This window comes from Ruegeria sp. BA12 (genome assembly GCF_056539625.1).
Genome location: NZ_JBQFVF010000002.1, coordinates 243,052 through 262,743, shown reverse-complemented (window position 1 = coordinate 262,743; position 19,692 = coordinate 243,052). Strand labels below are relative to the sequence as shown.

Sequence of the window (19,692 nt, the reverse complement as noted above, 5' to 3'; positions counted from 1 at the left end):
ATTCTCCAACTGTGTTCAGGGATGACTTTTCACGTCCCTGTTGGCTTCATTTCTTTGCGTTGTCCCAACTGGCTGGATCCAGTCGAAACAGCTTTGACAGCTGTTTATAAACATCGGGAACAGCGGCCTTGAGCTGCCGGGGCTGTTCAAAAAACACCTCGACCGACACGGCAAAGAACTCTTCGTGACCCACGGCACCATAGGGATCGATAACCGTATGTTGGCTATGCTCGACTGCGCGAACGTGGGCTTCATAGGCTGTCAGGAAAACACGTTCCCACTCCGCAAAGCTCTGACCGTCGCTCAGGATCGGAACGCCGTTGGTGCCCCCAGACAGGTCATCGACCTGATGCGCAAACTCGTGCAGGACGACGTTCTGCCCATCGTGATCATTCGCGGCGCCTTGCTTGCTGTGCGACCACGACAGAATGACCGGCCCGCGATCCCAGCTTTCGCCGGTGCGTACGATCTCTTTTTCACTGACGACATAGCCATCTTGCCGCCGCTGACGTGATTTGAAGGCGCTAGGATAGATCAGGATGGTTGTCAGGTGATCGTACCAAAGGTCGGTGTTAACTAGCAGCAGACTGGCTTGCGCGGCTATGGCCAGCTCCATTTCTTCGGTGACCTCCAGCCCGTCGCAGCCGTGGAACTCCACCTGGTCCAGAAAAAGGTTCACCTTGCCGTCCAGCTTGGCCCGCAGATCGGCGGGTAGGCGGCGGATCAGTGGTACTTGCTGCTCGATCAGCCTGCGCTGGTGGTCGGTCAAGGGCGTGGCCAGCAGGGCCTGCCGCGCTTGGGACTTTGACCAGTGGCGGTACAGAAAGAAGCCCGCAATCAACAGAAGGATAGAGAAAAAGATCAACATGTCAGAACCCTATACCGACCACAGCAACCGGCAAGGGCAAAAGAAAAACGCCGCAGGCTGACCCGCGGCGTTTGCTTATTCATATTTTGGGGCAGTGTTACTGCTTGACCTCTGCCGCCGGGTTGGCGCCCGACTTGCCGCTGCGGCCAGGATTCAGCGGGTCGTCCTGACGCTGCACCGAACCTTCGAAATGCGCTCCGCTTTCGATGGCGATGGTCTTGTGGATGATGTCGCCTTCGACACGGGCAGACGAGGTCAGGCGCACCTTCAGGCCACGCACGCGGCCCACGATGCGGCCGTTGATCACGACGTCATCAGCGGTGACTTCGCCCTTGATGGTCGCTGTTTCGCCGATGGTCAGCAGGTGTGCGCGGATGTCGCCTTCTACTGTGCCTTCGACCTGGATGTCGCCCGTGGTTTTCAGATTGCCTGTGATGTGCAGATCCGAGGACAGAACCGATGCCGGAGGTTTGGGCTTGGGTGCGGTGCTGGCCTTGGTTTCCGCCGGTGCAGGGGCAGCCGGTGTCGCCGGAGCAGCAGGTTTTGCTGTCTCGGGGGCGTCGGATGCGGGCTCGTTGATTTTGCTCTTAGAAAACATTTCTCGCAGCCTTAATGTAAGTCATTGGATTTCTTGGCACACCGTCGACGCGAACCTCATAGTGCAGATGCGTGCCGGTAGACCGTCCAGTGCTACCCATATCAGCAATATGATCCCCGCGCGAGACCCTTTGGCCAACCTTGACCCGGATCTTGGTATTATGAGCGTAAAGAGTCTCAACCCCGAACGCGTGCTTGATTTTCACCAGCCTGCCGAACCCGGATTGCCAGCCCGCATGGGTGACGATTCCGTCGGCGGTAGCAAAGATGTCGGTTCCGTGGGCACCGGCAAAATCCGCCCCATTGTGCATGCGCCGCCCCCCGGTTTTTGGATCCCGTCGCGTGCCAAAGCCGCTGGTAAAGCGCACCACATCATGCACCGGGCTGGCAAAGGGGGCTTTTTCGGCGGCAATGCGGTACAGGTTCAGCTGGTCCATCTGTTGCAGCAACACATTCGCGCGGATTTCGTCGGGGGTCAGGTCCTCTCCGCGCGTGCTGAATGAGATGGGGGTGAGGGGGCCACCCATACCGCTATAGCCGCGGCGGACTTCTTCGATAATACGGTCGGTGGGCATGCCGGCCTGGCGGAACATTTTGTCCAGAGGCTCAACCGAGATAATCATCGCCTCTTCCAGCTGACGGAAAATCTCGTCGCTGCGTTCCTGCATCAAACGGATTTCCAACTCAAGATCGTCGCGCTGTGCCAGAGCATCCTTTGCATCGGCGGCGATTTGGTCGCGCTCTTGTGCCGTCCGGACCAGAGCGTCGGTCATGAAATTCATTTGTTCCGGGTCGCCTGCGGCGGTCATATAAATGTCGCCGTCATCGGTCTCGACCTGCATGCTGGCTAGCTCAGTGCGGGCCTCTTCGCGCTGTTTCATCGTGGCGCGCAGGGTGGTCTGGATGACCTCGATCCCGGTCTCAAGCTCGCGGCGGCGGTTTTCCGACGCCAGCAGCTCCGATTGCATCGCCGAGATCTGTTCCAGCGCTGCGTTGAACCGGTCTTGCGCGGCCAGCGCTTCTTGCGCCCGGGCATCCCGTTCCGTCGACAGGATGTTCAGACGGTCTTGATAAGTCGCCTGATCGCGCTTGGCTTGCTCGCGGAAATTACCCGATCCGATGCTGTCCATTAGCAGGATCGCCGTGGCGACGGCGGTCCAGCCAACGAATACTGCAACGCCAGCAACGGCGAAAATCTGCGTTTCCGAGCTGAGCCGGATAAACCGCGTGTCGTTGTCAGATTTAAGAAAGACTCGGCGTTCGGGAAAATGCCGCTCGAGCAGTGAGTGTAACTTAATTGCCAGACGTGTTCGCACGCGTCTTCACCTCTCATCCCCAAGATTCGGGACCGGTCGTGAGTGATAGCCGTCCCTTTGGCGAAGTGCATAGAGGGCACGCGGGATTTGGGCAAGTTTGTAAACTAGTTCACACATGAAACCGCGTTATTCCCGCCAAATCTCGGCGGGAAATTGCCGATAACATCAATTTGCGCGCGTTTATTGCGCCGAGCCGGGCGCGGGCAGCTCCTCGGTCAGGGGCCAGTAGAAATCAGGCGGCAACCCGGCCTCGGCGCGTTTTTCTTCGTTGAAAGGTGGCTTCAACACGCCGTGAAAGTACCGGCGAACCAATTGGTGAAACACATCCTTGGGATCGGCATTCTCGCGCCCACACAGGAAATGAAACCATTTTGAGCCATAAGCCACATGCCCAACCTCTTCGGCATAAATGACTTCCAGCGCAGCAATAGCTTTTTCGTCCTTGGCCTTGCGGAATATGTCGATCATGCCGGGGGTCACGTCCAGCCCGCGTGCCTCAAGCACCATGGGAACCACGGCTAATCGACCCATCAAATCTTCGGCGGTGTCCTCCGCCGCGCGCCACATCCCGGCATGGGCGGGCAGAGCGCCATAGTTGCTATCCATGGCCTCAAGGCAATCGCACACCATCTCGAAATGACGCGATTCCTCTTCGGCGCATTTAACCCAGTCGTCATAAAACCCGACAGGCATAGGTACATGACCAAAGCGGGCGATGATGTCCCAATGCAGATCGACGGCGTTCAACTCGATATGCGCGACGGCGTGTAGCAGGGCGATACGGCCCGCTTCTGTACCCGGTTTCCGTTTCGGTACCTCGCGCGGGGAAAGCAGTTCAGGTTGATCCGGGCGTGCGGGTTGCAGCGGCGGCGTAGCGGTGCCGATCTCGATCTCTGGCGCGTCACCGCTGCGCGATGCGAACCACGCGGCGGCATGACTTTTGGACAGGGCGGTTTTTTCCCGACCATCCGCCGTTGTCAGAACCTCAGTAGCCATCTGGGTCAGCGTTTTGGGCACCATGTTTCTCCGCTTGATTGCACGCGCGGCTCTTAGACCGGATGGCGCGCGTGGTCGAGGGGCGTTACATCGCCCGTACGGCTTCCAGCACTTCATCCACGTGACCGGGCACTTTAACCTTGCGCCAGATCTTGGCGATTTTGCCATCGGCATCGATGATGAAGGTCGAGCGCTGAATGCCCATCGATTTCTTACCGTACATATTCTTTTCAACCCATACGCCATAGTCCTCGCAGACCGACGAGCCCTCATCCGACAACAGCGGAGTGGTCAGATTGTGCTTGGCAACAAACTTGTCGTGCTTGGCGACGCTGTCCCGCGAGATGCCGAAAACGTGAGCGCCCGCGTTACCAAAGGCTTGAAGTTGTTCCGAGAAACCGATGGATTCCTTGGTGCAGCCCGGCGTATCATCACGAGGATAGAAGAACAGAACGACGGTGCCGCCGCGCAGGGCTGACAATGTGACCTCGCCGCCTCCGTCGCGGGGCAAAGTGAAATCAGGGGCGATGTCTGAAACGTCGGGCATTGGAAACTCCGCTAAAGTTTTTTAAGGGCTGCCAGACATCATAGGGCGGCGCGGGCGGGTTGGAAGACGTGGATAGAAAATTGGTGCAGCACGAAGACAAAAGTGCGTCGCAGCCCAAAAAGCCCCGGCGTCGCCGGTCCCGTCGTCGTATTGCCGCGCATTTTTCCGGTTGGACGGTCCTGTCGCTGGGGCTGTTGGTCTTTGTGGGCTGGTTTTTTCTGATCGGCCAGAATCTTCATGCACCCGAATGGTTGCGAAAGCAGGTTGAACAGCGCCTTGAACACAGCCTCGGAGGGCTGAAAATCCGGTTTGGCGACGTCAACTTTATCGTGAATGAGGAATGGCGTCCCCGTCTGCAGCTGAGCGACGTGACGATCAGCGACGCAGCCGGGCAGCAGATTGCGCAGGTTTCGGACCTGCGCACCCGATTGTCGATGCGCGGGCTTTTACGGGGTCAAATCCGCCCGCGCCGCATCATCCTTCGCGATGCACAGATCGCGCTGACCCGGGGCCTGGACGGAGCATTGTCGCTGACAGTTGGTTCGGGCAGCGCCCCTGTGCAGCAAGCACCGGACCTGGCTCAACTGATCGAGCAATCGGATGATGTATTCCTGTCGCCTATCCTGTCCGGGTTGCGTTCGGTCGACTTGGAATCGCTGACGCTGGATTATCAGGATCTGCGTCTTGGGCGGGCTTGGGTATTCGACGGGGGGCATATCACTGTGACCCGCACCGGCGATGAGATGCATCTGGCCACTGGGTTTTCCGTGCTGACCGGGCGCGACTATGCAAGCTCGATCGAGGCGAACTATACCAGTGTTCTGGGTACGCCACAGGCACGGTTCGGCATTTCGATCACCGACCTGCCAGCCGAAGACATCGCCAGCCAAAGTCTTGCCCTGTCGTGGTTGCAGGTTCTCAAGGCACCGATCTCTGGGGCGTTGCGCGGCAGCATTGACGACAGGGCGGCGTTGGGGCCGCTGTTTGCAACGCTAAACCTTGGAGCAGGCGCGGTGCAGCCTACGCAGGAAACGCGCCCCATTCCATTCGAGTCCGCCAGAACCTACTTCACCTACAACCCCACGCGGCAGGAGCTGGACTTCAACGAAGTTTCGGTGGTGTCCGCATGGGGCGCGTTTCATGCCGAGGGCAAGGCGTTCCTGCGTGGAATTGAAAACGGTGCGTTGGAAAGCCTGACCTCGCAGCTGAGCCTCAGCAACATCAATATCAACCCGGCCAACCTGTTTCCAGAATCGCTGAACCTGGCACGCGCCGAACTTGATATGAAGATGAAATTGGCCCCGTTCGAATTGCGGTTGGGTCAGATCATGGTCGAAGACGCCAACTATCGGTTGCTGGGTTCTGGCACGCTGATCGGCGAACCCGAGGGTTGGGCGGCGCAACTGGATGCACATCTGGACAGCATGAACGGGGATGAACTGTTGAACTACTGGCCTGAACGCCTGGCGTCAAAACCACGGCTTTGGGTCCAAGAGAATTTGTATGAAGGGCGGTTCTCGGACGTTGACTTTGCTTTGCGGCTGCGGCCAGACAGCAAACCAGATATCTATCTGGATTTCGGTTTTGACGAGGCAAAGATTCGGTTCGCCAAGACCCTGCCGCCGCTTGAGAATGCGCAGGGACAGGCCAGTCTGATCAATCACCGTTTCACCGCCACCGCTGAATCGGGTGTTGTCATCGCGGATGAGGGGGGCGCAGTTGATGCCACGGGCACGTCCTTCATCATCCCCGATACCGAGATCAAGGGGATTTCCCCGTCGATTACCCGGATCACGGCCAAAGGGAGTGCGACCGCTGCGTTGTCGCTGCTTGATCGCCCGCCGCTCAGCTTGCTAACCAAAGCGAACCTGCCGGTTGATCTGGTCGAAGGTACTGTAAATCTTGCCGGAACATTGTCGCTGCCAATGAAGAAGGGGTTGAAATTCGAAGACACCGAATTCCACTTTCTTGGTGATATCGACAATGTAGAAAGTGACAAACTGGTTCCTGGTTTTTCGGTTAGCGCCGATCAGCTGGCGCTTGAAGGCAACCAAACCGGAGTTGAAATTTCCGGCGAAGGTTTGTTTGGCGACGTTCCCATCCAAGCTGCCTGGCGACAACCAATCGGTGGTACCGAAGCGCAGCGCAGCGAGATGACAGGTCAGATCGAACTATCCCCTCGATTGATGACAGAGCTGAATGCTGGGCTTCCGCAGGGGATGCTGACGGGACGGGGGACGGCTGATATTGCGCTGGGAATTGGCGCAGGAACGCCGCCTAAGCTGACCGCATCGTCCGATTTGAAAGGCGTTGCGCTGGCTATTCCCGAACTGGGCTGGCTCAAGGGAGCGGGCACAACAGGCGCGATGACGCTTGAGGCCACCCTGGGCGACAAACTGCGTGTGGATGAACTTAAGCTGGATGCAGCCGGATTGCGTACCACCGCGTCGATCTCGTTCAACGATGGTGATTTCGACCGGGTTCAGTTCAGCTCGTTTGATCTGGGCAATTGGCTGGCGGTTCCGGCCGAACTGATCAATCGAGGTGGGGCAGTACCGGATATCCGGGTGCTGGGCGGTGTGATGAACCTGGGCCGTGCGACCTTTGGCAGTAGCAGCGGTGGTGGCTCGGGCGCGGGACCCCGGATGGACGTGACGTTGGACCGTCTGCAAGTGACCGAGACCATAGCCCTGACCGGTTTCAAGGGCGCGTTTCAAACCACCGGTGGCGTCAACGGCTCTTTCACCGCAAACGTAAACGGGGGTGCCCCCGTGCGTGGACAGGTCTCTCCGCGCGCAGGTCGCAGCGCAGTGACGTTAACCTCGGGGGATGCCGGGGCAGTTTTGCGGTCTGCGGGCATGATCACACAGGCGCGAAGCGGGTCGCTGAACGTGCAACTGGAACCGGTTGCGGGGCCTGGCAACTATGACGTGATCGCGAAAATTACCAATACATACATCAAGGATGCCCCGGCCATGGCCGCGCTGCTGAACGCTATCAGCCTTGTTGGTCTGGTCAATGAAATGGCCGGGCAGGGCATCTTTTTCTCGTCCATCGAAAGCCGGATGCGCATCACCCCGACCGAGGTCAAAGTTCTCAGCGGCAGTGCGGTCGGGCCGTCGATGGGATTGTCCTTTGACGGCACCATCAACACGGTTGCCGGAACGCTGAACCTGCGTGGCGCGATTTCTCCGATCTATCTGGTGAACGCGATTGGCAGTGTTTTCACTAAGAAAGGTGAGGGCGTCATTGGTTTCAACTATACCCTGACCGGACCGTTGCGAGACCCAAAAGTCTCGGTCAATCCGTTGTCTGGGCTGGCACCACTGTTTCTGCGAAACCTACTGAGGGCTCCAGCACCCACGGTGTCCGATGGGCCAAATGCACAGCCGATAAAACCGGATGAGCCGAAACGAACTTTCGGGGCACCACCATCAGACCGTTGAATTGGGAAGTGGGGCGCTGTATGGCGCGGCCATGAAACTCAGCGACTTTGATTTCCACCTGCCCGAAGACCTGATTGCCACGCGCCCGGCGAGCCCACGCTCGTCTGCGCGGCTGCTTGTGGCCAATGGTGAAACGGTAACGGACGCCCATGTGTTTGATCTGCCGGATTGGCTGCAACCTGGTGACCGGCTGGTGCTGAACGATACGCGCGTTATCCCCGCGCGCCTGAACGGTCGCCGCCATCGCGACACCGCACAGGGGCCGGTCTCGGCCGCGATCGAAGCGACCTTGCTGGACCCGCAGGCCGACGGCACATGGGCGGCGCTGATCAAACCGCTGAAAAAGGTCAAGCTGGGTGAAGACATCAGGTTTTCCGATGACCTCAGCGCCACGCTGGACCGGGTCGAAGATGGCCAGGCTTATTTGCGATTCAACCTGACGGGCGAGGATTTCGATGCCGCGCTGGAACAGGCCGGCGCAATGCCGTTGCCGCCCTACATTGCGGCCAAACGCCCGGCGGACGAACAAGACAAGACCGATTATCAAACGATCTGGGCGCGCAATTCAGGTGCCGTCGCGGCCCCCACGGCGTCACTGCATTTTGATCAGGCGCTGATGCAGGCGCTTGAAGGCCGCGGCGTCGCCATCAGCCATGTAACCTTGCATGTGGGGGCGGGGACCTTCCTGCCGGTCAAGGTCGAGGACGTGACCACCCACAAGATGCACGCCGAATGGGGCAAGGTCAGCGCCTCGGCCGTCGAAGAAATCCGCGCCACCAAAGCCGCCGGAGGGCGGGTGATCCCCGTGGGCACCACCGCCCTGCGCCTGATCGAAAGCGCCGCACGGTCCGGGCAGATCGAGCCGTGGGAGGGTGATACTGATATCTTCATCTATCCCGGTTTTGAATTCCACGTCACCGACGCGTTGATGACCAACTTCCATCTGCCGAAATCCACCCTGCTGATGCTGGTTTCGGCACTGATGGGGCAGGACCGGATGCGTGATGTCTACGCGCATGCGATTGAACAGAAATATCGTTTCTTTTCTTACGGGGACGCGTCGCTTTTGATCCCATAAGGGGCGCGTTGTCGGGATCGTCTGATTGCAATGTCGTAGACAAGCGCGATCAGAGCCGTTTTTCATATAAAAACGAATCCAGAGTTCAGGTCGGCATTTTTCGGAGGCCCCAATGATTCAGGTCCTGTCCAGCGCGTGGGCGCTTCTTCTTGGTATGGGCCTATTGATGGTCGGAAACGGCCTGCAAGGGACGATCCTGGGGGTTCGGGGTGAGATCGAGGGCTTTTCGACCCTGCAAATGTCCTTTGTGATGTCAGCCTATTTTATGGGATTTCTGGGCGGGTCGCGTCTGGCGCCCGAGATGATCCGACGGGTTGGGCATGTGCGTGTGTTTGCGGCGTTGGCCTCATTCATCTCGGCCGTCATGATCCTGTACCCGTTGATGACCGACCCCGTCATCTGGATTTTGGGTCGTGTCGTGATCGGATTTTGCTTTTCCGGCGTGTACGTCACGGCAGAAAGCTGGTTGAACAACGCGGCCAGCAACGAGAACCGCGGTCAGGCGCTGTCGCTTTATATGATTTTCCAGATGACGGGCATCATCACTGCCCAAGGGCTGGTATTGTTGGGCGACCCGGCTGGGTTTGACACTTTCGTGATTGCCTCCATCCTGGTTTCCGTCTCATTTGCGCCAATTCTGCTGTCAATTTCACCAACACCGGCGTTCGACACAACCAAACCAATGACCTTACGCGAACTTTTCAAAAGCTCGCCGCTGGGCTGTGTCGGTATGTTCCTTCTGGGTGGTGTATTCTCGGCTCAGTTCGGTATGGCGTCGGTCTACGGTGCCCGCGCGGGCCTGTCGTTGGTTGAAATCTCGACCTTTATCGCTGCGTTCTATGTCGGTGCCTTGGTGCTGCAATACCCGCTGGGCTGGATGTCGGACCGCATGGACCGTCGTTTCCTGATCATGTTGGTTGCAGGGGTGGGAACGTGTGCTGCATTAGCGGGCATGCTATTCGGCGTCACTTTCCCGATCCTGTTGGGCGCGGCCTTTGTGATCGGGGGAATGTCGAACCCGCTTTATTCGCTGTTGATCGCCCACGCGAACGATTTTCTGGATCATGAAGATATGGCCGCAGCCTCGGGCGGTTTGCTGTTCATCAACGGTCTCGGCGCGATTGCCGGCCCGCTGATCACCGGTTGGCTGATGGGGGACAGCGTCTTTGGCCCGCAGGGGTTCTTCCTGTTCATCGCCGCGTTACTTGCAACGATGGCTGTTTATGCGCTGTACCGTATGACACAGCGTGCGGCGATCCCGGTGGATGAGACGGGCACCATGTCCCCGGTCTATCCGACGGCCTCGCCAGTTGCGGTTGAAGTGGCGCAAGAGGTTGCCATTGAAGCCGCCGAAGCCGAGGCCGAAACGCAAGATGTTGCCTAAGACACAAGAATATGTCGCGAATGTTGCAATTTTTTACTGTTACAATCCTGAAAAACATCCTTAAATGACCTTACGTCCCTGGGGAGGGCAACACGACGGAGTTAGGGCAATGGTAGGGCCTGAAGAAGTATTGAGTTATTGGTTAGATGAGATTGGTCCCAAAGGTTGGTATCTACAGGACGATGCCTTGGACGCAGACATTCGCGAACGGTTTTTGACCACCTGGGAAGCCGCGAATGAAGGCAAATTCTCTCTTTGGTTGACGTATCCTAGTGGGTCACTAGCCTACATCATTTTGATGGACCAGTTCCCGCGCAACATGTTCCGCGGTAGCGCCAAGGCTTTCGCGTCAGATCGCGCCGCATTGTCGGCCGCGAAATGTGCGGTGGACAAGGGGTGGGATCTCAAGATCGACGAACCAGCGCGGCAGTTCTTTTACCTGCCGATGATGCATTCGGAAAATCTGTGTGATCAGGAACGCTGTGTCCGTTTGATGTGCCAGAACATGAGTGACAGCGATAAAAGCAATCTGCTGCACGCACGAGCACATCGTGAGGTGATACGCAAATTTGGGCGTTTCCCTTATCGGAACGAAGCACTGGACCGTCCGATGACCGAACACGAAGCCGCCTATGTCGACATGGGTGGATATGGTTCGACGGTACGCGAATTGCAGGCGTCCCTCTAGGACTGCGGCACGCAACCTCGAATGGCAATAATTCGGTCGGCGACCACGTCGGCCGATTTCTCTATGGCGGAATTGATCAGCTTGTCCGGAGAGTCGGTCAACTCGGCAATGCTGGCTTGCGCGCCTTGCATTCTTTGTTCCAGATTATCCAGTTTTACCAGCGCCGTGGATATCCGCAGTTTTTCGGCAATATCTGTGACTGAGCCGCTTGATTGCACCTCGGCTAGATCATTGCGTAGCGCCGCAAGTTCCCCCCGAACGCCGAGAATTTCGTCCTTCAAGGGAGCGATAACCTGGACTTTTTCCGAGAAGACCGTGGTGACGCCCTCGACTGTCGATGCCAGTTTCCAGCCTAGAAATAAGCAAAGAGCCACGAGGATGAGTGTCGCGTTGAGCAATGCAAGCAGCAGATCTTTAAGTGTTTTGGCCATGGTAAGCCTCTCGAATGATTTGCGTTTATGAAATGGCGGGCGAACCCGACATCTATGTTCTAGCCATTGAAGGATGCCCGGTATAGGCTGAAAACCGCATAAACTGATACCGATGATCCCACGTCGTATTTGTCGCGGGAATGGTGTGTTGATGCGTTTCGGAAATTAGTTTAATGGTAAACTAAATTTTCAACCGTCCTGCGCCGAGAGGGAAACATGGCTGCACAATCTTTTGATCTGATCGTAATCGGCGCTGGTCCGGGCGGCTATGTCGCTGCCATTCGTGCGGCGCAGCTGGGCCTGAAAACGGCCGTGGTTGAACGTGAGCATCTGGGCGGCATCTGCCTGAACTGGGGATGTATCCCTACCAAGGCACTGCTACGTTCGTCCGAAGTGTTTCACCTGATGGAGCGCGCCAAGGATTTCGGCCTCAAGGCGGACAAGGTCGGATACGATCTTGATGCTGTCGTTAAACGCTCGCGCGGTGTGGCGGCGCAGCTTTCAGGCGGCATCGGTCACTTGCTGAAAAAGAACAAAGTCACCGTGGTGATGGGGCAAGCGACGATTCCTTCTAAGGGCAAAGTCTCGGTCAAAACCGAGAAAGGAACCGAAGAGCTGACGGCCAAAAACATCGTACTGGCCACCGGCGCACGAGCGCGTGAATTGCCGGGGCTTGAAGCTGATGGCGATCTGGTCTGGACCTATAAGCACGCGCTGCAACCGCCGCGGATGCCCAAGAAACTTCTGGTCATCGGCTCGGGCGCGATTGGTATCGAATTCGCCAGCTTCTACAACACGTTGGGCGCTGACACGACCGTTGTCGAAGTGATGGACCGCGTGCTGCCGGTGGAAGATGCCGAGATCAGCGGGCTGGCCAAGAAAGCCTTTACCAAGCAAGGCATGACCATCATGGAAAAAGCGATGGTCAAGCAGCTGGATCGGGCCAAGGGCAAGGTCACCGCGCATATCGAAGTGAAGGGTAAGGTCGAAAAGCACGATTTCGATACCGTGATCTCTGCCGTGGGGATCGTCGGGAATGTCGAAGACCTTGGGCTTGAGGCTTTGGGCGTGAAAATCGACCGCACCCATGTTGTAACGGATGAGTTCTGCCGCACCGGAGTTGATGGTCTCTATGCGATTGGTGACATCGCGGGCGCACCGTGGCTGGCGCACAAGGCGAGCCACGAAGGCGTCATGGTCGCCGAACTAATCGCCGGCAAACACGCGCATCCCGTAAAGCCCGAAAGCATCGCCGGCTGCACCTATTGTCAGCCGCAAGTGGCTTCGGTCGGATACTCCGAGGCAAAAGCCAAAGAGTTGGGTTACGACATCAAAGTCGGTCGTTTCCCCTTTATCGGAAATGGCAAGGCCATTGCGCTGGGTGAACCCGAAGGTCTGATCAAAACAGTATTTGACGCCAAAACCGGCGAATTACTGGGGGCTCACATGATCGGGGCCGAGGTGACCGAGCTGATTCAGGGCTATGTGGTTGGTCGTCAGTTGGAAACCACGGAAGAAGACCTGATGAACACGGTCTTCCCGCATCCGACACTCTCAGAAATGATGCATGAAAGCGTTCTGGACGCTTATGGAAAGGTCATCCACATGTAATCTGCGGTGGGTGGGGACTTTGCCCCCCGCCGCCCATTCCGGGCGACTCCCCCGAGATATTCATAGCCAGATGAAGCAAGGGGTCCTTAACTTCATCTGGCCGAAAATACCTCGGAGCGCGAGGCAGAGCTTCGCTTGGACTCATCAGCGCGTCAGCGCGTCCAGAATGCGAGCCCAGGACCGGATGCCTTTGTGAAAGCTTTTCACGTCGTATTTTTCGTTCGGCGAGTGAATTGCATCGTCATCGTTGGCAAAGCCAACCAGCATCGAATCCAACCCAAGTTCAGTATTGAAATAACCGACGACGGGGATCGAACCACCCATCCCGGTGAACACGGCTTCGCGCCCCCATTCGTCCGACAGGGCGCCGCGGGCGGCTTCGAACTCGGGGCGGTCCAGATTCATGACCGAAGCGGGGGACCCTTCTAGATCATTGTCCCAGTCGACCTTGGCGTCGGGTGACAGACGCTCTTGCACATGTTTGCGGATTTTGGTGCGCAACGCGTCAGGGTCCATGTCGCCAACCAGACGGCAAGTGATTTTACAGTGCGCCTGCGATGGAATCACAGTTTTTGATCCCGCGCCATTGTAACCTCCCCACAGGCCGTTGACCTCAAGCGTTGGGCGTGCCCATTGCTGTTCCAGCGTCGAATACCCTTTTTCACCATGGGGTTGCGAGTAACCGACCGAGTTCAGGTATTCGGCCTCGTCAAACCCACAGCTTTGCCACTGTCGCAGTTGTTCCGCAGGCACTTCGTGGACGCCTTCATAGAACCCGTCCACGGCAACACGGCCGGTTTCATCGTCATAGAACGACGCGATGATCTTGGACAATTCACGAAGAGGGTTCAGGCCGGGGCCGCCGTAATGGCCCGAATGCAGGTCAATGCGGGGGCCGGTGACGGTGAATTCGTCCTTGAGCATGCCGCGCAGTTGCGAGGAAATTGACGGAACGCCGCGAGATACCATCGAAGTGTCGCACACCAGTGCCAAGTCAGCCTTCAGCTCGGCCACGTTTTCCCGCAGGAAAGGCACCAGGGACGGCGATCCTGATTCTTCTTCACCCTCGAAGAAAAAGGTGATGCGGCAGGGCAGGGAGCCATTGACGGCCTTCCAGGCCCGGCAAGCTTCGACAAAGGTCATTAGCTGGCCTTTGTCATCTGACGACCCGCGCCCACGAATGACAGGGCCGTTGTCGGTGTCTTCAATGGCGGGATCGAACGGGTCGCGTTTCCACAGCTCAAGCGGATCAACAGGTTGCACGTCATAGTGCCCATAGAACAACACATGCGGTGCGTTGCTGTCCTCTCCGACATGGCCGACGACCATGGGGTGGCCGGTGGTTTCACGCTTTTCCGCTGCGATGCCAATACTTTGTAGGTCAGCGACCAACCAGTCTGCGGCCTGATCTACCTGCGCATTATACGCAGGGTCGGTTGAGATGGATGGAATGCGCAGCAGCTCAATCAGGCGATCGATTGAGGTTTGCAGATCAGCGTCGATGCGGTTCAGAACGGCGTCCAGCGACATGGGGTTCTCCTGCTTTCAAGATTTGGCAGAACCTATCAGCGCAATCGGCGCCGTCCAGTGCGCTTTGGCGGGATTATGATATAGTATCGGAAACTCCGAGTGGCGCCTGCGTCGTTTCCTCGCGCCCGATGGCCGTAACTTTACTTGTCGATGCGAGTGCGAGGGGATATTTGATGCAAATCAAATGTGTGATCCCAATGTTGTCTATACGTACGGGGCACAAGGGAACGCATTGGCGTATAATCGGATTCGTCCGGTGAGGGCGTCAGAAATTTTGTCCGGCTGCAAATGCAATTGGTCGGGCATGTAAGGAGATACCGGTGGACTATACTGCTCAGCTCGATACAGCGATTGCCAAGCTGCATGATGAAGGACGCTACCGGACCTTCATCGATATCGAACGTCGCAATGGTCATTTCCCGCATGCGGTGCGGACCCGCCCGGACGGGTCGCAGCAGAATATCACCGTGTGGTGCGGCAATGACTATCTGGGCATGGGCCAGCACCCAGTTGTTCTGAACGCAATGCACGAAGCCGTTGACGCCGCCGGCGCCGGTTCGGGCGGGACCCGCAATATCTCGGGGACGACCGTCTACCACAAAAAGCTTGAGGCCGAGCTGGCCGATCTGCATGGCAAAGAGGCCGCGCTGCTGTTCACCAGTGCTTATATCGCCAATGACGCGACGCTCAGCACTTTGCCGAAATTGTTCCCGGGTCTGATCATCTATTCGGACGAGTTGAACCATGCCTCGATGATCGAGGGCGTGCGCCGCAATGGTGGGGCCAAGCGTATCTTCCGTCACAACGATGTTGCCCATCTGCGCGAATTGCTTGAGGCCGACGATCCCAAAGCACCCAAACTGATTGCGTTTGAATCCGTTTATTCGATGGACGGCGATTTTGGTCCGATAGAAGAGATTTGTGATCTGGCCGATGAGTTTGGTGCGCTGACCTATATCGACGAGGTCCACGCAGTTGGCATGTACGGCCCGCGCGGTGGCGGCGTGACTGAGCGCGATGGCCTGGCGCATCGCATCGACATTATCAACGGAACCCTTGCCAAAGCCTTTGGCGTAATGGGCGGTTATATCGCCGCCAGCGAGAAAATGTGCGATGCCGTGCGTTCTTATGCACCGGGCTTCATCTTCACCACCTCGTTGCCGCCTGCAGTGGCCGCAGGGGCAGCGGCCTCGGTCGCTTTCCTGAAAACGGCGAGCGATCTGCGTGAGCAGCATCAGACACAGGCCAAGATCCTTAAGCTGCGGCTCAAGGGGCTGGGCATGCCATTGATCGATCACGGTACACATATCGTGCCGGTGATTGTTGGAAATCCGGTACACACCAAGATCCTCAGCGACCGGCTGCTTGATGATCATGGCATCTATGTTCAACCGATCAATTTCCCCACTGTCCCGCGCGGAACCGAGCGTCTGCGCTTTACCCCATCTCCGGTACATGGGCCTGACGAAATGAACCGTTTGGTACAGGCGATGGACGAACTTTGGTCACATTGTGCGCTAAATCGCGCCGAACTTGCCGGTTAACCTCACGCTAAAGTGTGCAACGCGTTTGCCGCGTGTTAAGCTTAGGCTAACAAAAGTATCGGACGAATCGTTAATGGGATGATTCGCCGTTAGCGCGAAACGCGCGCAGGCAGAATGGGGCAGCAGGGATGATTGGGCGCAGATCTCAGCGCGATTCCAAGGACGAAGCCGACGTCAGGCCAAAGGGTTTTGACGATTACGAAGTACGGCTTGGTGACAGGATGCGCGGCGAACGGGCAACGATGGGCAAGTCCCTGTTGGATGTTCAGCGCGAACTGCGGATCAAAGCCAACTACATAGCTGCCATCGAAGACGCCGATCCTGACGCGTTCGACACACCCGGCTTCATTGCCGGGTATGTGCGTTCTTATGCCCGGTATCTGGGGATGAACCCGGATGAGACTTTTGCTGCCTTCTGTAAGGAAAGCGGGTTCGAGGTTGCGCATGGCATGTCGGCCGAGGCTTCGGTTGTTCGCAAGCCCACGGGCGCGGTTCCGGCGCGCGGTCCGATGGGGCGTGATCCGTTTACCTCGCCCAACACGCCATACATTCCCGGTCGCGAATCCCTTGTCAGCCAGATTGAACCGCGGGCTATCGGCTCGTCACTGGTTCTGGTCGCAGTGATCTGCGGCATTGGCTATGGCGGCTGGTCGGTGCTGAACAAGATTCAGCAGGTACAGGTAAGCCCAGTCGAACAGGCCCCGGTGGTTCTTTCCGATCTCGATCCGTTGGATGCGGCGCGCGACAGTGCCGAAACTGAAGTTGCCGTTGCGACCACCCCCAGCGCCGAGGCGTTGGACCGTCTGTATCGCCCACAGGCGCTGGACGTTCCTGTTCTGGTCGCCCGTGATGCTCCGATCTCTACCTTGGACCCGCGCACTGTGGGCACCTTCCTGCCACAGGAATTGCCGAAGGTTGAGGTCGCCGAGGTCCACACTGTCGAACGCCCGGCCTTGCCGCAGGTGGTCGAGCAGATCGACACCACCTTGAAAATTGTCGCCGTGAAACCAGCCTGGATGCGGGTCACCGCAGCTGATGGAAGCGTAATCTTCGAAGGCACCCTTGGCACGGTTGAACAAGGTAATGTGTTCGAGGTTCCGCTGACGGAAGAGCCGCCTCAACTGCGAGCGGGTGCTTCGGGTTCGGTGTTCTTTTCGATGAACGGCGAACATTACGGACCGGCGGGCGCGCCGGGGACCGTCGCCAAAGGCGTAGTTCTGTCCAAGGACGCGGTTGCCGAAACCTATGCGGTTGCCGATCTCGAGGCTGATCAGAACAGCGCGCTGAAACAATTGGTGGCTGAACTTCAGGCACAGGTTTCAGAAGACCCCGCCGAGTGATCTAGCCATTGCGGTGTCCTGGCAGGCGGACTATCTAAAGACGCAACTTAGGTTGTCTTGGAACCGTCCTCATGTCGCTCAATCACGTTCGCCCGTGGCGCAATATCTACCGCCGCAAGTCCCGTCAGATCATGGTTGGGGATGTTGCTGTCGGTGGTGACGCACCCATTGCCGTTCAGACGATGACCAACACGCTGACAACCGATGTTGCGGCGACCGTGGCACAGGTGCAAGCCGCTGCCGAGGCCGGTGTCGATATCGTACGTGTTTCTGTCCCGGATGAGGCGTCATCAAAAGCTCTGAAAGAGATTGTACGCGAAAGCCCGGTGCCGATTGTCGCTGACATTCATTTCCACTATCGCCGTGGGATTGAGGCTGCCGAGGCCGGTGCCGCCTGTTTGCGGATCAATCCGGGTAATATCGGTGACGAAAAGCGCGTGAAAGAGGTCATCAAAGCAGCGCGCGACCACAATTGCTCGATCCGGATCGGCGTGAATGCGGGGAGTCTGGAAAAGCACCTGCTTGAGAAATATGGTGAGCCATGCCCCGAGGCGATGGTCGAAAGCGGGCTGGAGCATATCCGCATCCTGCAGGACAACGATTTCCACGAATTCAAGATCAGTGTGAAGGCCAGCGACGTATTCCTATCCGCCGCTGCCTACCAGGGTATTGCCGAGGCCACCGACGCCCCCATTCACCTAGGGATCACTGAGGCCGGAGGGCTGGTGTCCGGCACCATCAAATCGGCCATCGGGCTGGGTAACCTTTTGTGGATGGGTATTGGCGACACAATCCGTGTCAGCCTGTCTGCCGACCCGGTCGAAGAGGTGAAGGTGGGTTATGAGATCCTGAAATCTCTGGGCCTTCGCCATCGCGGCGTGAACATCATCTCATGCCCGTCCTGCGCGCGGCAGGGGTTCGACGTGATCAAGACGGTCGAGGCGCTTGAGCAGCGGCTGGAACACATCAAGACCCCGATGAGTCTTTCCATTATCGGCTGCGTGGTCAACGGCCCGGGTGAGGCCTTGATGACCGATGTCGGCTTTACCGGCGGTGGGGCTGGGTCGGGTATGGTCTATCTGGCTGGCAAGGCCAGCCACAAGATGTCCAACGACCAGATGATCGACCACATCGTTGAAGAGGTCGAAAAGAAGGCAGCCGAGCTGGACGCCGCGCAGGAAGCGGCAGAATAACTTAACCTCGGGTGGGCAGTTTTAGATCGCAGGCATCTGCTGTGTTGCACAGTGAATCCCGCCGCCAGATTGCCCTAATACGTCCACGTTCAGGGCAACGACCTCGCGCCCAGGATAGTGGCGAGCAATTGCATCTTGCGCTAGTAGATCGGTTTCAATATCGCCGAACTCAGGCATGATCACACCATTATTGCACACATAATAGTTCACATAAGACGCGACGAAATCCAGGTCTCTGATGCGCGGTGAATGGGGCTCTGGGATCACCTCGATTTGCAGCCCTTCGGCGGCCAATCGGTCATGTGTATCCAGTGCAGCCAGATGGAATGAGTCCCGCATGTCGGGCTCATCGGGCAGGTTCATCAAAACGCGCCCCGGCCCCGTGAAACGAGCCAAAGAGTCGATATGGTAGTCGGTGATATCTTCGCCCCATACCCCCTCGGACCAGATCATGCGATCTGCTCCGTAGGCGGCCAGCAAGCGCGTTTCGATCTGGTCCCGCGATAGGCCGGGATTGCGGTTCTTGTTCACCCACGAGCTTTCATGCGCCATGAGCAGCCCGTGCCCGTCCTGTTCAACCCCTCCAGCCTCGCCTTGTAAACCGCTTGTTAGCAGGGGCAGGTCCAAGTGTTTCGCTACGCGACCAGCGATGCGCGCGTCATGCGTATGGACCTGCTTCTTGCCCCAACCATTGAATTGAATCTGACGGATCGCCAACTGACCGCCTTCATTAACGACGAATACCGGCCCAGAGTCGCGACACCAAAGATCTTCGGTCGGAATGTCCCAGAGTTCGATGGCTGGCGAGAGCTTTCGCTTTGCCGATGCATGCTCAGCCGCAGAAGCCAGCATGACCACGGGCTCAAATGCGGATATGGCGTTGGCTATGTCGGCGATGGCCTGTTGCGTGTCTTCCAGATGGGCTGCATCCCAATACACCCGTCGGCTGCTAGGCCATTGCATAAAGGTGCGCTGATGGCGGGTTTCCTCGGCGGGTACAAAATAGCCCAAGTCCGGTTGCGATGCAGAGCGATTGGACCAACCCATCAATCCCAGCGCCCCTCCGGTCAGGATCAAATGCCTTCTGTTCATGGCAATCTTATATCGGTTTCCGGACGTTAAA

At 57.6% G+C, this 19,692-nt stretch carries 16 protein-coding genes; 8 read left to right on the top strand and 8 right to left on the bottom strand.

The window, feature by feature from the left end; translation table 11 throughout:
* Nucleotides 1-46: 46 nt before the first annotated feature.
* The 5 genes from ACR0B0_RS06790 to ACR0B0_RS06770 form a co-directional block, all read right to left on the bottom strand.
* Entirely contained in the window at nucleotides 47-868 is an 822-nt protein-coding gene (locus ACR0B0_RS06790) for a M90 family metallopeptidase (protein ID WP_480647011.1), read from the bottom strand.
* A 97-nt stretch (nucleotides 869-965) separates the two neighbouring features.
* Nucleotides 966-1,466 carry a bactofilin family protein gene (locus ACR0B0_RS06785; RefSeq protein ID WP_170349036.1) on the bottom strand — a complete coding sequence of 167 codons (501 nt, stop codon included), beginning with the start codon at nucleotides 1,464-1,466 and terminating at the stop codon, nucleotides 966-968.
* Complete coding sequence (locus ACR0B0_RS06780; protein WP_480647009.1) at nucleotides 1,456-2,781, bottom strand: DUF5930 domain-containing protein; 1,326 nt, start codon at nucleotides 2,779-2,781, stop codon at nucleotides 1,456-1,458. Before ACR0B0_RS06780 ends, ACR0B0_RS06785 begins: the two co-directional genes overlap by 11 nt.
* Before the next feature lie 180 nt (nucleotides 2,782-2,961).
* Complete coding sequence (locus ACR0B0_RS06775) at nucleotides 2,962-3,801, bottom strand: ferritin-like domain-containing protein (RefSeq protein WP_170349034.1); 840 nt, start codon at nucleotides 3,799-3,801, stop codon at nucleotides 2,962-2,964.
* Between the two features lie 61 nt (nucleotides 3,802-3,862).
* Complete coding sequence (locus ACR0B0_RS06770) at nucleotides 3,863-4,324, bottom strand: peroxiredoxin (RefSeq protein WP_170349033.1); 462 nt, start codon at nucleotides 4,322-4,324, stop codon at nucleotides 3,863-3,865.
* 68 nt (nucleotides 4,325-4,392) lie between these two features.
* Here ACR0B0_RS06770 and ACR0B0_RS06765 point away from each other — a divergent pair, with 68 nt between their 5' ends.
* The 4 genes from ACR0B0_RS06765 to ACR0B0_RS06750 all read left to right on the top strand — a co-directional run bounded on the left by ACR0B0_RS06765 (nucleotide 4,393) and on the right by ACR0B0_RS06750 (nucleotide 10,920).
* Nucleotides 4,393-7,770: a YhdP family protein gene (locus ACR0B0_RS06765; protein WP_480647007.1), complete on the top strand. Its 3,378-nt coding sequence runs from the start codon at nucleotides 4,393-4,395 to the stop codon at nucleotides 7,768-7,770.
* Nucleotides 7,771-7,801: 31 nt separating this feature from the next.
* Nucleotides 7,802-8,848, top strand: a complete 1,047-nt coding sequence (gene queA / locus ACR0B0_RS06760; protein ID WP_170410620.1) for a tRNA preQ1(34) S-adenosylmethionine ribosyltransferase-isomerase QueA — start codon at nucleotides 7,802-7,804, stop codon at nucleotides 8,846-8,848.
* Nucleotides 8,849-8,960: 112 nt separating this feature from the next.
* Nucleotides 8,961-10,232 (top strand): MFS transporter, encoded by a 1,272-nt coding sequence (locus ACR0B0_RS06755; protein ID WP_170375765.1) that lies wholly within the window; start codon nucleotides 8,961-8,963, stop codon nucleotides 10,230-10,232.
* Nucleotides 10,233-10,341: 109 nt separating this feature from the next.
* The gene (locus ACR0B0_RS06750) at nucleotides 10,342-10,920 is read left to right on the top strand and encodes a DUF924 family protein (protein WP_170358939.1); all 579 of its coding nucleotides are present in this window, start codon (nucleotides 10,342-10,344) and stop codon (nucleotides 10,918-10,920) included.
* Here ACR0B0_RS06750 and ACR0B0_RS06745 read toward each other — a convergent pair.
* Entirely contained in the window at nucleotides 10,917-11,351 is a 435-nt protein-coding gene (locus ACR0B0_RS06745) for a hypothetical protein (RefSeq protein ID WP_170375761.1), read from the bottom strand. The genes ACR0B0_RS06750 and ACR0B0_RS06745 overlap by 4 nt on opposite strands.
* A 216-nt stretch (nucleotides 11,352-11,567) precedes the next feature.
* On the opposite strand from ACR0B0_RS06745, the gene lpdA reads away from it, so the two are divergent.
* Entirely contained in the window at nucleotides 11,568-12,962 is a 1,395-nt protein-coding gene (lpdA, locus tag ACR0B0_RS06740) for a dihydrolipoyl dehydrogenase (RefSeq protein ID WP_170410206.1), read from the top strand.
* A gap of 144 nt (nucleotides 12,963-13,106) precedes the next feature.
* Here lpdA and ACR0B0_RS06735 read toward each other — a convergent pair whose 3' ends face one another.
* The gene (locus ACR0B0_RS06735; RefSeq protein WP_480647004.1) at nucleotides 13,107-14,492 is read right to left on the bottom strand and encodes a M20/M25/M40 family metallo-hydrolase; all 1,386 of its coding nucleotides are present in this window, start codon (nucleotides 14,490-14,492) and stop codon (nucleotides 13,107-13,109) included.
* A gap of 320 nt (nucleotides 14,493-14,812) precedes the next feature.
* Here ACR0B0_RS06735 and hemA point away from each other — a divergent pair, with 320 nt between their 5' ends.
* The 3 genes from hemA to ispG all read left to right on the top strand — a co-directional run bounded on the left by hemA (nucleotide 14,813) and on the right by ispG (nucleotide 18,569).
* Entirely contained in the window at nucleotides 14,813-16,036 is a 1,224-nt protein-coding gene (gene hemA, locus ACR0B0_RS06730) for a 5-aminolevulinate synthase (RefSeq protein ID WP_170410202.1), read from the top strand.
* Nucleotides 16,037-16,164: 128 nt separating this feature from the next.
* Nucleotides 16,165-17,376, top strand: a complete 1,212-nt coding sequence (locus ACR0B0_RS06725; RefSeq protein WP_480647002.1) for a helix-turn-helix domain-containing protein — start codon at nucleotides 16,165-16,167, stop codon at nucleotides 17,374-17,376.
* A gap of 71 nt (nucleotides 17,377-17,447) precedes the next feature.
* Nucleotides 17,448-18,569 (top strand): flavodoxin-dependent (E)-4-hydroxy-3-methylbut-2-enyl-diphosphate synthase, encoded by a 1,122-nt coding sequence (ispG, locus tag ACR0B0_RS06720; protein WP_170505577.1) that lies wholly within the window; start codon nucleotides 17,448-17,450, stop codon nucleotides 18,567-18,569.
* A 21-nt stretch (nucleotides 18,570-18,590) separates the two neighbouring features.
* On the opposite strand, the gene ACR0B0_RS06715 is transcribed toward ispG, so the two are convergent.
* Nucleotides 18,591-19,661, bottom strand: coding sequence for an agmatine deiminase family protein (locus tag ACR0B0_RS06715; RefSeq protein WP_480646999.1), 1,071 nt, complete (start codon nucleotides 19,659-19,661; stop codon nucleotides 18,591-18,593).
* Between the last annotated feature and the right edge of the window lie 31 nt (nucleotides 19,662-19,692).

Excerpts from the sequence above, each read along its gene's own strand:
- ACR0B0_RS06790 (WP_480647011.1), bottom strand. The coding sequence starts at position 868 with ATGTTGATCTTTTTCTCTATCCTTCTGTTGATTGCGGGCTTCTTTCTG.
- ACR0B0_RS06785 (WP_170349036.1), bottom strand. The coding sequence starts at position 1,466 with ATGTTTTCTAAGAGCAAAATCAACGAGCCCGCATCCGACGCCCCCGAG.
- ACR0B0_RS06775 (WP_170349034.1), bottom strand. The coding sequence starts at position 3,801 with ATGGTGCCCAAAACGCTGACCCAGATGGCTACTGAGGTTCTGACAACG.
- ACR0B0_RS06770 (WP_170349033.1), bottom strand. The coding sequence starts at position 4,324 with ATGCCCGACGTTTCAGACATCGCCCCTGATTTCACTTTGCCCCGCGAC.
- queA (WP_170410620.1), top strand. The coding sequence starts at position 7,802 with ATGAAACTCAGCGACTTTGATTTCCACCTGCCCGAAGACCTGATTGCC.
- ACR0B0_RS06755 (WP_170375765.1), top strand. The coding sequence starts at position 8,961 with ATGATTCAGGTCCTGTCCAGCGCGTGGGCGCTTCTTCTTGGTATGGGC.
- ACR0B0_RS06750 (WP_170358939.1), top strand. The coding sequence starts at position 10,342 with ATGGTAGGGCCTGAAGAAGTATTGAGTTATTGGTTAGATGAGATTGGT.
- ACR0B0_RS06745 (WP_170375761.1), bottom strand. The coding sequence starts at position 11,351 with ATGGCCAAAACACTTAAAGATCTGCTGCTTGCATTGCTCAACGCGACA.
- lpdA (WP_170410206.1), top strand. The coding sequence starts at position 11,568 with ATGGCTGCACAATCTTTTGATCTGATCGTAATCGGCGCTGGTCCGGGC.
- ACR0B0_RS06735 (WP_480647004.1), bottom strand. The coding sequence starts at position 14,492 with ATGTCGCTGGACGCCGTTCTGAACCGCATCGACGCTGATCTGCAAACC.
- ACR0B0_RS06725 (WP_480647002.1), top strand. The coding sequence starts at position 16,165 with ATGATTGGGCGCAGATCTCAGCGCGATTCCAAGGACGAAGCCGACGTC.
- ispG (WP_170505577.1), top strand. The coding sequence starts at position 17,448 with ATGTCGCTCAATCACGTTCGCCCGTGGCGCAATATCTACCGCCGCAAG.
- ACR0B0_RS06715 (WP_480646999.1), bottom strand. The coding sequence starts at position 19,661 with ATGAACAGAAGGCATTTGATCCTGACCGGAGGGGCGCTGGGATTGATG.